The following is a 15,426-nucleotide window of genomic DNA, read 5'->3' as shown; positions in this document are numbered from 1 at the left end:
TTTCATTTCTTTGGAATAGTGAGCCATAACAGCCTCTTGCTAAATGCTCTCAGTTATTGAGAGTCATGAATCAAAAGAGGCAACATCTACCTTGACACAGGGGGCTATCCTGTCGGGCTAATGCGGATCTCGGTTAATGAGTGACAGCAAAGACTCATTCATTCATCTTTAGTTCAGTAATTTTCACCATTCCATCGGGATGGATGGTCAACACCAGACCATCGGCGCTGAAGGCGGCTGACAGGATCCCGGCATTATGGGAAATGATGGCTTTTTCTTGCCATGATCCATCGCTTGTCTGGCCATAAATTTTCGCAGTGCCATCTACACTGGCGGTGATCACATGGCGGCCATCGATGCTAAAAGTTGCTGATATAATATCCATATCATGGGAAACGGTGGTTTTTTCTTCCCAGGATCCATTGAGCTTCTGGCCATAGATTTTCACCGTGTCATCTTCATCGCGGGTGACCACATAGCGGCTATCGGGGCTGAATTTGGCTGAGTAGACCTTATTCTCATGGGAAAGGATGGCTTTTTCTTCCCATGATCCATCGTCCTTCAAGTCATAGATTTTCGCCGTGAAATCTTGACTGCAGGTCACCACCTGGCGGTTGTCGGGGCTGTAGAGGGCTGAGTAGACCCAACCATCATGAGAAATGGTGGTTTTTTCTGTCCATGATCCGTCTTTATTCAGGCCATAGATGACTGCCCTGCCATCATCACCGGCGGTCGCCAAATAGCGGCTATCGGAGCTGAATGTGGCTGAGTTGACCTCTCCATTGTGGGTAATGATAGCTTTTTCTTCCCATGATCCATCGGCCTCCAGGCCATAGATTTTTACCTTGCGATCGTCACTGGTCGTCACCACATAGCGACCATCGGCACTGAAGGTGGCTGATTCAACAGAGTCTTCGTGGGTAATAATGGCTTTTTCTTCCCAAGAACCATCATTTTTGATGCCGTAGATTTTCGCTTTGTTGTCCTGGTCGGCGGTCACTACATAGCGACCATCAGCGCTGAAGGTGGCCGTATTGACTAAATAATCGTGGCGAATGATGGCTTTTTCTGTCCATGTCTCATCGTCCTCCTGGCCATAAATTTTCGCCCTGCCATCTGCGCTGGCGGTCACCACATAGCGGCCATCGGTACTGAAGGTGGCTGATGTGACCCACTCATCATGGGAAATAGTGGCTTTTTCTTCCCATGATCGTTCGTCCTTCCTGCCATAGATTTTCGTCTCGCCCTCATAGGTGGCAGTCAGCACATAACGACTATCGGCACTGAAGGTGACTGACATGACTTGGCCATAGTGGCAGATAGTGCCTTTTGCTTCCCAGGATCCATCGCTCTCCCGGCCATAGATTTCCACCGTTTTATACCCGGTGTTCACCAGATAGCAGCCATCGGCACTGAAGGTAGCGGAATCGGCCCCGCCATTACAGGGGAGGGTGGCTTTTGTCTCTAATTTAAATGTTTTACATTCAGACATCAGTTTGGTGAGAGTGGAAAAGAACAAAGCAGGAAAGTGAATACTGGCCTGGCGATCCATGATTGACTTGACTAAAGCCCCATCCTTTGTAAAACGCTGCAACCATTTCTGTAGTTCCTCTTTATCTTTTGTAGTAACGATTGTCTTTAATAGAGCCTGGTGTGTTGAAGCAAACTGGCGATACCATGCCCTTGCCATTGCATCATCATTTTTGAGTCTGTTGTTGATGCGTGAATTTACCCGCGATAATTGAGCAATATCATGAGCCCGCAAACAGGTAAAAATTCTGGATTGTTCTCCCGGTGGCAAATGGAGTAATAATGAAAACTCATTCTTGTCACATTCAATGACGTCTCTGCTCGCAGAGGTACCACTTGGCGTTCCTGGTCGAGATTCATCTGTTGTTGATGAAAGTGGACCACCAGTACGGGCATCGCTATTTATGCAATCCATAGTTTGTTTTTCCGCTGCTATTATTTATCCCCGGTTGGCAAGGATATTCAAAATTGATTCTGCAGCTTAGAGTCGGTTTTAGTGTGAAAGTTCACAAGATTGATCTAATCGTAACCAACCAAGAAAACGAGGCTTTGATCCGGGGAAATGATCAATCAGTAGAAAGCGGGTTTCTGTCTTTCAGCACATTTCAGTGGAGTCTGGTAAGAAGTTTTGTCGAAGTCCTTGCCAGTGTTCTGGTGCGCTCGTACCGTGCCGGGCAGGCGTTGCAGAAGAAAAATGTAGATCTGGGCTAATGAGTGGCAGCAAACAATCAGTTATTCACAACTCGATCCCGCGCTCTGAGGGTGTCGCAAAACTCTCTCCAGCGTGTGAACGAGTTGACTCCCGTCATTCTCGATTTTATTCCCGTCATTCCCGACTTCATTCTCGTCATTCCCGACTTCATTCTCGTCATTCCCGCGAAGGCGGGAATCCACACTGACTCACCACCAGAACCATACTGCCCGGTGTCCCCCTGGCCTTGTCATCCCCGAGAAGGCAGAGATCCACCGTTGGCGCTGGATTCCCGCCTTCGCGGGAATGACGACCTCTGAGCATGGGAACAAGCTGTTGGAGTTTTGCGACACCCGCCTTCGCGGGAATGACGACCTCAGAGCATGGGAACGAGTTGTTGGAGTTTTGCGACAGCCTCTAAGGGAGGAGGCTGGAAAGCGACCAACAAAGATATTGCAGAGCGTCATTCAGACGGGAATCGGGTCGGGGTTCTTTATCGAACAGTTCCGGCTACAAACGCTAAAAGCGATGGAATTCAACATGACGAATCTCAGTTAATTAACTAGTCTGCCTGAACGGTCTGGTTCAGGAGGGTTTATGCTCAGAGCGGGTTTGAGTGCGCTGTTGTTTGCATTTTTTTTGCCTGCAGCCTTCCACAGTCATGGATCTAACGGCTACGGGAAAGATAAAATAGTAACGGATGAATCGGGTCGTCAAAGGTGTAAGCAGTGTAACCGTAATCTTGTTGACTGCAATTGTCGATGTTATCGATGTCACAGGCCGTTCAGGGAAAAAAGGGAAATCGCCCAGGCAAGAATAAGAAAAAGAGGGCAGTCGGCTAATACCCCAAGTTCCAGAGGTAAAGACCCCAAGCCCAAAGTGGTGTATTTATCCACAGAGAATACTTGCCAGTGTGAAGAGCTAGCACCAGCTTCCAGTCTGAAGCTGGGTCCCAGGATAAAGGCTGTTGCTTTTGATGGACCTTCAACAAGCAAAATGGCTTTGTTAGAGTCGTCCGCGAGTGGTTTTTTCAATGAAGTGCTTATTGCTTCTGCTCCAGACGCGGGAAATCAGTTTGATTGTGAATGGGTTAATCAGCAGTATGATTTTAGCCTTGTCCAGCAGCAGACTTTATTGGTTGATGAACCTGCCGACGAGCAACCAGACACAACAACTTCATCCTTCAATGACTGTTATTTGGAAAGCAACATGGAAGCGTTCGTCTTCGACGATCCAGATAGCAAGGTAAATAAATTTCGGCAGCTATTAACTCAGGTACAGTCTGTCATTCGACAGAATGTCCCGTTAGGGTTGATCCTTTTTGGCTGGATGAGCGAGTACACTTGGCCCCGGCGCTATATCCGGACTTTGGAAGAGGATGAGTACGTTCTGACGCTTCCTAATCCTCAGGGAGGCTGTTTCCTTGCTGTTCTTATCAAAGAAGACAATATGGTCTTTGTTTTTCTTCTGAATCAAGATGACGAAGTGATGGCCTATGCCAGTAATCAGGAAAGTCAGGTTATTTCTGCGATCAACTGCTACCTGAATGAGGAGAGAGGTAAGCTTTATCCAGTTGATTTGCCCGACAATGATTTGTTCAAACATATGGTGAAGGCCACCTTTAAAGCTTTTCGTTGCGTGGATGAAAAAGCAGGAGAAGTCTCAGAGGGAGTCAAAGGCGACTCAGAGCCCGGAGTTGTCTCGGCTTCTGATAACTCAACGGGGCTAATACCAATCGAACTTTCTAACCCCCTGGTGCGCTGAAAATTTGAGCCTTAATCCTGCGTTGGCAATTGTCGTCTTGTCTTAAGGCTCAAATCTCCATGTTCACCACGGGAGTTAGAAAGCTCGACTGCTAAGTATTCAACCATACGAAATCATATTTTCTGACTCATTGTTCAGGCACTCGCGGCAACTGCTCCTGCGTTGCTCTAGCTCCTGCATCCATGCAGTCGTGCTGCGTTGCAACTCTGGTCACATAGCTTGCTATGTTCCCGTCGTTGCGCCTTGCAGAGCACCTGCCCAATAAGGCAGAAATATTCGATTCCGTATGGCTGAGTACTTAAGGTGCCGGGCAGGCGTTGCAGAAGAAAAATGTGGATCAGGGTTAATGAGTGACAACAAACAATCAGTCAGTCAGTCATTAACTCATTCATCCGCAGTTCAGTTATTTTTGCCGTGTTATCTTCATGGACGGTCAATACATGGCCATCGGCACTGAAGATGACGAGATTGATTGCGTTGAATTGCTCGGAAATGATGGTGGCTTTCTCTTTCCATGTTCCATGGCTTGTCTGGCCATAAATTTTCGCCGTGCCATCGGTACTGGCGGTAACCAAATGGCGGCTATCGGGGCTAATGTCTATTGAATTAATTGCTAGTTCGTGGGAAAAACTGGCTTTTTCTTCCCAGCTTCCATTAGCCTTCTGGCCACATATTTTCACCGTGTAATTTCCGCTGTCGATGAACACATGGCGGCTATCATGGCTGAATTGGGCTGAGAAGAACCTTTCTAATCGGGAAATGACAGCTTCTACTTTCCATGATCCATTGACTTCTTGGCTAAAGATTTTCAACTTGTCATCGTCACCGCAGGTCAACACACGACGGCTATCGGGACTGAAGGTGGCTGAGAAGACTCTATCCTCATGGTAAATGATGATTTCTATCCGCCATGATCCATCGTCCTGCTTGCCGTAGATTGTCGCGGTGCCATCGTTACTGCAGGTTACCAAATGGCGGCTATCGTTGCTAAATTTGGCTGAGTTGAGCTTATGAAAATGGGGAATGATGTTTGTTTGTTCCCATGATCCATCGGCCTTGAGGCCATTGATTTTTACCATGTGATCGTCACTGACGGTCACCAAATGGCGGCTATCGGCGCTGAATTTAGCTGACCTGACAGGTTTGTAATGGGAAATAATAGCTTTTTTTACCCATGACCCATCGTCCTGCTTGCCATAGATTATTGCTCTGCGATGTTCAATGGCCATCATATAGAGGCCATCGGCGCTGAATATGGCTGAGTTGACACAGTCGTCATGGGAAATGATGGCTTTTTCTACCCATGACCCATCGTCCTGCTTGCCATAAATTTTCGCCTTGCCATCTATACTGGCAGTCACGACATAGCAGTCATCGGGGCTGAAGGTGCCTTTAAAGACAGATTTAACATGGGAAATAGTGGCTTTTTCTACCCATGATCCATCGGTACTCAGGTCATAAATTTTTGCGGTTTTATCGTCACTTGTGGTCACCACATGGCGGCTATTGGCGCTGAAAGTGACCGACCTGACCCAGTCATCATGAGAGATAGTGATTTTTTCTTCCCATGATCCACCGTCCTTCTTGCCGTAGATTTTCACTGTTTCTTTGTCAATAGGGATTATCACATGGTGGCCATCGGGGCTGAACTTAAAGAAGTTCGATTTACCAAAAGCGGGGAATGTGGCTTTTGTCTCTAATTTAAATGTTTCACATTCAGACATCAGTTTAGTGACAGTGGAAAGGAACAAAACAGGAAAATACTTGCTCTCTTGGCGATCCATGATTGATTTGATTAATGCCTCATTTTTTGTAAAGCGCCTCAACCAACCCTCGAGTTGATTTTTGTCCTTTGAAGTGAGGGTTGTCTTCAGTAGCGTCTGGTACGATAAAGCAAACCGGCGACACCATGCCTTTGCTATTAAATCACCCTTTTTGATAGTGTTGTTAATATGTGAATTTACCTGCGCTAATTTGGCAATATCATGAGCCTGCAAATAAGTAAAAATTTTGGATTGAAGTTCCTCGGGCAATCTGAGCAATGGCGAAGGCTTTTTCCTTTTATGTATAAAGACGTTCCTATGCATAGCGGTACCACTTCTTCTTTCTGATCGAGATTGATCCGCTGTTGATGAAAGTGAGCCACCAAAACAGGAAAGGCTTTTTATAAAATGCATGGCTTGTTTCCCCATAGTTATTATTTAAATTGGGTTAGTATTTAAAATTGACTGTGCAATTTAGAGTCGGTTTTATTACGAGAGTTCAAGACATTGATGTAAGCCTGACTAACAAATAAGTGACTCCCCAAGCGTTTGAGATGTATCGTGATTGGGTCTGGAAAGAGGTTCTGTTGAAGTCGTACCGGCAGGTGTTCCAGAAGAATATGAGAGTTTGGGTTAATGAGTGACAGTAAACGATCGGTCAATCATCCATAGTTCGGTGATCATCGCCCTGTTACCGCCATGGATGATCAACACATGGCCATCGGCGCTGAAGGTGGCTGACCTGATCCCTTCGGGATGGGAAATGAAGGCTCTTTCTTTCCATGATCCATCGCTCGCCAGGCCATAAATTTTCACCCTGCCAGTGACATTGGAGGTGACCATGTGGTTGCCATCGACGCTAAAGGCTGCTGATATGATACCCCCAAAAGGAATGATAGTTTTTTCTACCCAGGATCCATTGTCCTTACGGCCATAGATTTTCACCTTGTCATCTTCACCGAAGGTGATCGCATGGCGGCTATCGACGCTAAAGGTTGTAGAATAAATGTACAAATCATGGGAAATGGTTATTTTTTCTTCCCATGAGCCATCGTCCTCCTGTCCATAGATTTTCGCCGTTTTGTCACTACTGCTGGTGATCACACAGCGGCTATCGGAGCTGAAGGCGGCTGAGTTGACGCATCTTCCATGGGAAATAGTGGCTTTTTCTTGCCATGGTCCATCGTCTTTCTTGCCGTAGATGATCGCCCTGCCATCATCACTGGAGGTCAACACATGGCGGCTATCGTCGCTGAAGGTGGCTGAATTGACATAAAGGTCGTGGCGAATGATGGCTTTTTCTTCCCACGAACCATCGGCCTCCAGGTCATGGATTTTTACCTCGTAATCGCCATTGACGGTCAACAAATGGCGACCATCGGCGCTGAAGTTGGCTGGATGGACCCATTTATCATGGGGAATAATGGCTTTTTCTATCCATGACCCATCATCTTTCCTGCTATAGATTTTCGCTTTGCCATCAAGACTGGCGGTCACCACATAGCGGTCATCGCTCCTGAAGGTTGCCGATAAGACAAAACGATCGTGGCTAATGATGGCTTCTTCTGCCCATGATCCATCGTCCATCTGGCCATAAATTTTCGCTTTGCCATCTTCACTGGCGGTCACCAGATAGCGAACATCGCCGCTGAAGGTGGCTGATATAACAAAGTCATCATGGAAAATAGTGGCTTTTTCTTCCCATGATCGTTCGTCTTTCTTGCCATAAATTTTCGCCTTGCCATCTGCACTGGCTGTCGCCACATAGCGACCATCGGCACTGAAGGTGATTGATCTGACACGGTCATCATGGGAGATAGTGCCTTTGGCTTCCCATGATCCATCGCTCTGCTGGCCATAGATTTTCCATGTTTTAGAGTTACAGGCGATCACCAGGTGGCTGCCATCGTCGCTAAATTTAGCTGAGTTTTCTGAACTACTACAGCGGATGCTGACTTTAGTCTCTAATTTAAACGTTTTACATTGAGACATCAGTTTAGTGAGAGTGGAAAAGAACAGCGCAGGAAAATAAATACTCGCCTGGCGATCTGTGATTGACTTGATTAATGCCTCATCCTTTGTAAAACGCTGCAACCATTTCTGAAGTTCATCTTTATCTTTTTTAGCGACGATTGCCTTTAGTAGAGTCTGGTGTGATGAAGCAAGCTGCCGATACCATGCCTTTGCTATTGAGTCATCATTTTTGAGGCTGTTGTTAATCTGTGAATTTGCCCGTGTTAATTGGGCAATATCACGAGCCCGCAAATAGGTGCAAATTTTGGATTGTATTCCCGGGGGCAAATCGAGCATTAATGAAAACTCATTGTTGTCACGTACAATGACTTTCTTACCCTCGATTGTGCCACTTGGCGCCCCTGATTCAGGTTGATCTGGTGTTGATAAAAGTCGATCACCTATACCAGATTTGCTATTTGTGCAGTCCATAGTTCGTTTTACCGTTGTTCTTATTTAGCTCTGATTGGCAAAGATATTTAAAATTGATTCTGCAGCTTAGAGTCGGTTTTAGTATGAAAGTTCTCATGCTCTCAGGACAGTTTCTAAGTACTCAGCCATATGGAATCGAATATTTCTGGCTTATTGGGCAGGTGCTCTGCAAGGCGCAACGACGGGAACATAGCAAGCTATGTGACCAGAGTTGCAACGCAGTCAGAGTGCCTGAACAATGAGTCAGAAAATATGATTTCGTATGGTTGAGTACTTAATCACAGGATTGACGGCAAACAATCAGTCATTCATCTGTAGCTCAGTGATTTTCACTGTGTTAAAGCCATGGATGGTGAACACATGGCCATCGATGCTGTAGGTGGCTGATCCGATCGGAATATTGAGGGAAATGGTGGCTTTTTCTTCCCAGGATCCATCACTCTGCTGGCCAAAAATTTTTGTCGTTCCATCGTCACTGCCGGTGATCACAAGGCGGCTATCGATGCTAAAGGTTGCTGATCCGACCTCCATAAGATGGGAAATGGTAGCTTTTTCTACCCAGGAACCATTGATCCTCTGGTCATAGATTTTCACCGTGTTATCTTGACTGCGGGTAATCACATGGCGACTATCGGGGCTGAACGTGGCTGAGTAGACAAATTTGTTATGGGAAATGATGGCTTTTTCTTCCCATGATCCATCGTCCTTCAGGCCGTAGATTTTCGCCGTGCAATCCCAACTGGCGGTCACCACATGGCGGCTATCGGGGCTGAAGGTGGCAGAATCGACACGATGACCATGGGAAATGATAGTTTTTCTTCTCCATGATCCATCGTCTTTCTTGCCGTAGATTATCGCCCTGCCATTGTAACTGGAGGTCACCAAATGGCGACTATCGTTGCTGAATATGGCTGATATGACCCAATACATATCGGATAAGATGGCTTTTTGTTCCCATGCTCCATCGGCCTCAAGGCCATGGATTTTTACACCGAGATCGAGAATGGTCGTCACCAAATAGCAGCCATCGGGGCTGAAGCTGATAGATTGGACTGAATCATCGTGGTTAACGGCTTTTTCTGTCCATGATCCATCGTTCTGTTGGCTATAGATTTTCCACTTGCCGAATAAACTGGTGGTCACCACATGGCAGTTATTGTTGCTGAAGGTGGCTGATCTGACTGGTTCATCGTAGCGAATAATGGCTTTTTCTGACCATGATCCATCGTCCTTGTGGCTATAAATTTTTGCCTTGTTATCACAACTGGCGGTCACCAGATGGCGACCATCGGTGCTGATGATAGCTGAGAAAACAAAATCGTCATGGGAAACACTGGCTTTTTCTAACCATGAACCATCGTTCGTCTGACCATAAATTTTCACTTCACCACCAAAACTGGCAGTCACCACATGGCAACTATCGGGGCTGAAAGTGACTTTGTTGACATCGTTATTATGGGAGACAGTGCTTTTATCTTTCCATGATCCATCGTCTTTCTGGCCATAGATTTTCAGCGTTTTATTGTCAATGGCGGTCACCAGATGGCGGCCATCAGGGCTGATAGCAGCCGTGTCCGCCCTGTTATTACCGGGGAGGATGGTTGTCTCTGATTTAAATGTTTTACATTGAGACATCAGTTTAGTGAGAGTAAAAAAGAACAGCGCAGGAAAATAGATACTCGCCTGACGATCCGTGACTGACTTGACTAATGCCTCATCCTTTGTAAAGCGCTGCAACCATTTCTGGAGTTCATCTTTATCTTTTTTAGCGACGGTTGTCTTTAGTAGAGTCTGGTGTGATGAAGCAAGCTGACGATACCATGCCCTTGCCATTGCAGCATCATTTTTGAGCCTGTTGTTAATGTGTGAATTTGCCCGTGTTAATTGGGTAATATCATGAGCCCGCAAATAGGTGAAAATTTTGGACTGTATTCCCGGGGGCAAATGGAGCAATAATGAAAACTCATTCTTGTCACGTACAATGACTACCCTACCCGCAGTGGTACCACTTGGCGTCTCTGGTTGATCTGGTTTTGATGGAAGTTTATCACCAATACCGGAATTGTTATTTATGCAATCCATCGTTCGTTTTTCGTGGTTGTTATTTATCACTGGTTGGCAAGGATATTCAAAATTAATTCTGCAGCTTAGAGTCGGTTTTAGTGTGAAAGTTCAAGACATTGATGTAAGCCTGACTAACAAGAATCGGTTGAACGTTAAGTGGCTCCCCAGGCGTCTGAGAAGTATTGTCAGTGGCGTCTGGAAAGAGGTTTTGTCGAAGTCCTGGCCGGTGTTCTGGTGCGCTCAAACTATCGTGCTGAGCAAGGTGTTGCAGCAAATAATGTGGGCCTTAATGAGTGTCCACAAACATTAAGCTACTCATCCTTAATTCAGTGATTTGTACTTTGTCACTTGTGGTCAACACATGGTCATCGACGCTGAAGGTGGCTGCCCGGATCGGATTACGACGGTAAATGATGCCTTTTTCTTCCCATGATCCAGAGTTCCCCTGGCTATAAATCTTCGCCGTTCCATCGTTACTGACAGTGGCCAGGTGGCGGCCATTGACGCTAAAGCTTGCTGATGTGACAAGACCAACATGGGAAATGGTGGTTTTTTCTTTCCACGATCCATTGACCTTTCGGCCATAGATTTTCACCGTGTTATCTCCACTGCGGGCGATTACATGACGGCTATCGGCGCTGAATGTGGCTGAGAAGAAAGTATCTTTATCGCGAATGATGGCTTTTTTTTCCCAGGATCCATTGTCCTTCTGGCCATAAATCTTCGCCTTACCATCTTTACAGTAGGTCAGCAAATGTCGGCTATCGGGGCTGAAGGTGACTGAATTGACATGTTTATGGGCAATGAGGGCTTTTCGTTCCCATGATCCATCGTCCTTATGGCCATAGATTATCGCCCTGCCATTGTGACAGGTGATCACCAAATGGCGATTGTCTGCGCTCAGTGTGGCTGATTTGACGTATTTATTACGGATGATGACTTTTTTTTTCCAGGAACCATCGGCCGCCAGGCCATGGATTTTCACCCTGTCATCGATACCAGCAGTCACCAAATAGCGGCCATCGGCACTAAAGGTGGCTGAGAAGACATAGTTGTTGTGGGCAACAGTGAATTTTTCTACCCATGACCCATCATCCTTCTGGTAATAGATTTTCGCTTCCTCATCGGCACTGCGGGTCACCAGGTGGCGGCTATCGGGGCTGAAGCTGGCTGACATGACTGTATCATCGTGTTGAATGATGACTTTTTCTTCCCATGAGCCATCGTCTTTCAGGCCATAAATAATCGCCTTGCAATCATCACTGGCAGTCACCATCTGCCGACTATCGGGGCTGAAGCTGGCTGACCTGACCCTTTCTTCATGGGAAATAGTGACTTTTTCTTCCCATGATCCATCGTCCTTCTGGCTACAGATTTTCACAGTTTTATCGTCACTTCTGGTCAACACATGGTGACTATCGGGGCTGAAGATGGCTGAGTTGACCCTGTCTTCATGGGTAATAGTGACTTTTTTTTCCATTGAACCATCGTCCTTAAGACCATAAACTTTCACCCTGTTATCTCTACTGCAGGTGATTACATGGCTACCATCGGGGCTGAAGCTGGCTGATTTCACATCAGCACTATCGGGGAGGGTGGCTCTTCTCTCTAATTTAAATGTTTCACATTTAGACATCAGTTTACTGAGAGTGGAAAAAAACACAGCAGGAAAATAAATACTCTTCTGGCGATCCATAACTGACTTGATTAATGCCTCGTCTTTTGTAAAGCGCCGCAACCAAACCTCAAGTTGATTTTTATCTTTTGCAGCGATGATTCTCTTCAGCAGAGCCTGATGGGATGAAGGAAACCGGCGATACCATGCCTTTGCCATTGCCGTATCATTTTTGAGTGTGCTGTTAATGTAGGAATGTGTCCGTGTTAATTTGGCAACGTCATAATCCTTCAAATAAGTAGAAATTTCGGATTGTATGTCCGGGGGCAAATCGAGCAAAACTAAAGGCTTTTCCTTCTTACCTGGAATCACGTTCCTACCCGAAGTGGTGCCAGATGGTGTACCTGATCGAGTTTGATCCGCAGTTGATGAGAGTGAGCCACCAAAACAGGAAAGGCTTCTTATAAAATTCATGGCTTGTTTCTCCATTTAACTTTGGTTGGCAGGGATACCCAAAATTGTTTCTGAGAGTTAGAGTCGGTTTTAGCATGAAAGTTCAAGACATTGATGAAAGCCCGACTAACAAGAATCTGTTGAACGTTAAGTGGCTCCCCAGACGTTTATGGAGATATTTTATTGTACTTGCCATTGAACCTTTCTCATTGTCAAGAGTCTAAATGCAAGAGATTACGAACAGATCAACCGAAAAATTATAATTTAATGCTGCACAGCGATACTGCGGGAGACTCAAGTTTACGATCCTCAGATTAAAGTATTGTGTAACAATCAGAAGGAAGATTTTTGAATGAATATTCGCCCGAACCCAGGCCCCCTACCCGTTAATTCAGACACTGAACCCAAAGGGGGCAGTTTATCTAAAAGCTTTAAAAGGCAACTGAATTTTTTGGACTCAGATGATCCGCACCCCGCCAAGCTGCCATCTTTAGCCCCGGTTGCAACATGCTCTCCTGAAGGTAACATTAATGCTCGATCGGTCACCACACTTGAACCCTTTATCTACTCAGATGCTGATAAGCCCTGCAATATGATTCCATGGGGCAATGAATTCGAGTGTATCCATCAATCCCTGATGCAAGAAGAACACCAGGAGATTGAGGCCCAGGTAAATGCTCTCAGTGATGCTCAGATTCAAAGTCTGTTCACTGTTACCCGACCCTCTCAAATCGGGGGAAGACCTGAACCTACGAATTCACTTATTGAATTGGCCGTCCTTTCCGAACAGGCAGGCCGTATTTTTTTCCAGGTTTTATTTGACCGACTCTCTTCGGAAGAGCTACGACATGCACTGTTAGAACCGTTCGATGACAACGAAACGTTTTTACATCTGATATGCCGTGTTATAGATAAGCCATTACTCAAGAAGCTGGAAGAGAAAATAGATAGACAAACCCTTTTCGAGATGCTCACCCAACCCATAAATAACCTTGCTCCTCCCCTTGCATTTGCCTGTCTCTATAATAAAAGTACCCATCTGTTTTACACCGTCTTTGATGAAAAGAGGGAATTGATTGTAAAACTCCTGAAGGGGAGTCCCGACATTGATCAAAGCATACTACAGTTCATGTGCAATGACAGTGCAAGGCCCGGTGGAGCCCTCCAGCTAACGACTGAAAAATACTATCAGCGTATTAAATACCTGTTACATAACCTGACCCCGCAGGACCGCTTTGACGCTATCCAATTTACCGGTAAATCCAATGAGTCTGCTTTACTCTGGGCCTGCACAGGCACACGACTCCATTCTGATGAATTGGTATTGATACTGACTGAAGAATTGGATGATGTTCAAAAAGCCAGGCTTTGTACCCTGCAATCGGAAACGGGCCATTCACTGATACAAAAGTGCCTTGAGCTTAACAAGCTTGATAAAGTTGCCTCTCTCTGCATGACACTCCATGATCAATCACTGAGGTTTAAGGTGCTGTCGATCTGCACATGGGAAGGCCATTCCTTCTTTAAACAGTGGCTTCTTAACTCTAATGATTCTAATGAAGAAAATATAGAGTACATGCTGCGGGGGATGAACGCTTACCACCGGATTCTGATCATTGCTGGTGATCGATCTATTTGGGATCAGGCAATCGACGGTACTGATCATCAGAACATCACACGGCAGCAAGAGCAAACTCCGATTGTAGAGACCATGAACAGCAAAAAAATGGACTTGGCTGAATGTCTCTGGAAGCAGATTGCGGATCCAGAATTAAGGATTAAACTGCTGCTTTACAAAACCAAACATCAGACAACCCTGTTGCAGCATATGCTTGATGTCAGGGGGCAGTGGGATTATTTCAAATACAGGATCATGAACACCAGTAACGAGGCCTTGCAAAATTCATTTGCTGCTGAATTGTACCGCCATGCCTTGGCTGCCGAACGTTTTGTTGATGCAGAATATTATTTCAGCCAAATAAGTGATACAAAATTAAAACACGATCTGTCGAACGATCCCAAATATTTTTTAATGAGTCTCTCCAGGAAAACAGAGGCGGATATTGAACGTTTTTTCAGTCAGGAAACGCCATCCCAATGCACAGAATCTGTAATCTATATACTTGAACAAACTCTCTACAATAAAAAATCCTTGCCGGAAAACCTTCTTCACTTTATTACATTGCAGAAGGATGCAGTCAATAAAGATACTTTTTCCAAATGGGCTACCAGTCCACAGCAAGGTGGACAATGCCCAATAACCATAGCCCTGAGTCGATCCGTCATAGCTTACCGAAAATGGAAATATCCTCAGGAATTCAAGCTCTTTTCTGATAGAGGTGAACACCGGGAAATGCTAGCCTGCTTGAATATGCAGATATTCCAGGGAATAGTAAGGACGATGAGTGAGGAGAAAGTAAAGGAGTTCTTCTTATCTTTACAGGATGATCGTTATAAAGTTTTACATCTGGTTATATATAAAGAAATACTTAAAACCATAGTTTATGTTCTGGGTGATTCGGGCAAAGCCTTTCTTGAACAAATAAATCCTGCGACCGGTGGAAATGTATTGCATATTCTGTTTGAGTCCAGCCTTATTAATTCTGAAGATACAGAACTGAATGATATCATTAATACCGTCAACTGGCTGGATGAAAACTATGGATTAACCCTGTTTTTGCAAGCTCGTTTGAAAAACGATGGCTCAACCCCTTTACATTTACTCTTCCTGGCAACCGCCAATCCAACGCTCCGATCTCAATGCATTAATTCACAAACATTACAAGAGCATATTCTGAATCGGCTATGTCAACCAAATGCAGATGCTCTCCTGCTGGTTGAGTTATTTAAGCTTAAAGACGATAACGGCTGTACACCGCTGCACAATTTCTTTTCCTGTAAATATATCAATAACAAAATCGGTGATCTTTTAATTCAAAAACTTGGTCTTGAAACATTTTTTAAGCTAATGCACATCAAAGACAACCAGGGCAATACTGTTATGGATCATTTTTCAAAGCGCAATAATCATTTGCATGAGAAATACCAAAATTTGTTTGAGACACTGCTTCCCAAAGATCATGATTGATCTGTTGATGAAA

At 45.2% G+C, this 15,426-nt stretch carries 10 protein-coding genes; 5 read left to right on the top strand and 5 right to left on the bottom strand.

Features of this window, described 5'->3' with window-relative positions; translation table 11 throughout:
* Nucleotides 1-154: 154 nt before the first annotated feature.
* Nucleotides 155-1,945: a WD40 repeat domain-containing protein gene (locus tag P6910_RS20225; RefSeq protein ID WP_317143056.1), complete on the bottom strand. Its 1,791-nt coding sequence runs from the start codon at nucleotides 1,943-1,945 to the stop codon at nucleotides 155-157.
* Between the two features lie 53 nt (nucleotides 1,946-1,998).
* On the opposite strand from P6910_RS20225, the gene P6910_RS20220 reads away from it, so the two are divergent.
* From P6910_RS20220 to P6910_RS20205, 4 genes are read left to right on the top strand one after another with little or no spacing between them, the layout of a single operon-like run.
* Nucleotides 1,999-2,241: a hypothetical protein gene (locus tag P6910_RS20220; RefSeq protein ID WP_317143055.1), complete on the top strand. Its 243-nt coding sequence runs from the start codon at nucleotides 1,999-2,001 to the stop codon at nucleotides 2,239-2,241.
* A gap of 51 nt (nucleotides 2,242-2,292) precedes the next feature.
* Nucleotides 2,293-2,541 (top strand): hypothetical protein, encoded by a 249-nt coding sequence (locus P6910_RS20215; protein WP_317143054.1) that lies wholly within the window; start codon nucleotides 2,293-2,295, stop codon nucleotides 2,539-2,541.
* Complete coding sequence (locus P6910_RS20210) at nucleotides 2,528-2,779, top strand: hypothetical protein (RefSeq protein WP_317143053.1); 252 nt, start codon at nucleotides 2,528-2,530, stop codon at nucleotides 2,777-2,779. Before P6910_RS20215 ends, P6910_RS20210 begins: the two co-directional genes overlap by 14 nt.
* A gap of 39 nt (nucleotides 2,780-2,818) precedes the next feature.
* The gene (locus P6910_RS20205) at nucleotides 2,819-3,985 is read left to right on the top strand and encodes a hypothetical protein (protein ID WP_317143052.1); all 1,167 of its coding nucleotides are present in this window, start codon (nucleotides 2,819-2,821) and stop codon (nucleotides 3,983-3,985) included.
* A 368-nt stretch (nucleotides 3,986-4,353) separates the two neighbouring features.
* Here the strand turns inward: P6910_RS20205 and P6910_RS20200 are convergent, their stop codons facing one another.
* The 4 genes from P6910_RS20200 to P6910_RS20185 all read right to left on the bottom strand — a co-directional run bounded on the left by P6910_RS20200 (nucleotide 4,354) and on the right by P6910_RS20185 (nucleotide 12,346).
* Nucleotides 4,354-6,162: an F-box/WD repeat-containing protein gene (locus P6910_RS20200; protein ID WP_317143051.1), complete on the bottom strand. Its 1,809-nt coding sequence runs from the start codon at nucleotides 6,160-6,162 to the stop codon at nucleotides 4,354-4,356.
* 219 nt (nucleotides 6,163-6,381) lie between these two features.
* On the bottom strand, nucleotides 6,382-8,193 hold the full coding sequence (locus P6910_RS20195) for a hypothetical protein (RefSeq protein WP_317143050.1): 1,812 nt from the start codon (nucleotides 8,191-8,193) through the stop codon (nucleotides 6,382-6,384).
* 300 nt (nucleotides 8,194-8,493) lie between these two features.
* Nucleotides 8,494-10,275: a hypothetical protein gene (locus tag P6910_RS20190; RefSeq protein ID WP_317143049.1), complete on the bottom strand. Its 1,782-nt coding sequence runs from the start codon at nucleotides 10,273-10,275 to the stop codon at nucleotides 8,494-8,496.
* A gap of 268 nt (nucleotides 10,276-10,543) precedes the next feature.
* Nucleotides 10,544-12,346, bottom strand: a complete 1,803-nt coding sequence (locus P6910_RS20185) for a hypothetical protein (RefSeq protein WP_317143048.1) — start codon at nucleotides 12,344-12,346, stop codon at nucleotides 10,544-10,546.
* Between the two features lie 331 nt (nucleotides 12,347-12,677).
* Here P6910_RS20185 and P6910_RS20180 point away from each other — a divergent pair, with 331 nt between their 5' ends.
* Nucleotides 12,678-15,413 carry a hypothetical protein gene (locus tag P6910_RS20180; protein WP_317143047.1) on the top strand — a complete coding sequence of 912 codons (2,736 nt, stop codon included), beginning with the start codon at nucleotides 12,678-12,680 and terminating at the stop codon, nucleotides 15,411-15,413.
* Nucleotides 15,414-15,426 lie beyond the last annotated feature (13 nt).

The sequence above is a fragment of the Endozoicomonas sp. 8E genome (assembly GCF_032883915.1).
Lineage (GTDB): Bacteria > Pseudomonadota > Gammaproteobacteria > Pseudomonadales > Endozoicomonadaceae > Endozoicomonas_A.
This window is presented reverse-complemented; position numbering and strand designations above follow the sequence as displayed.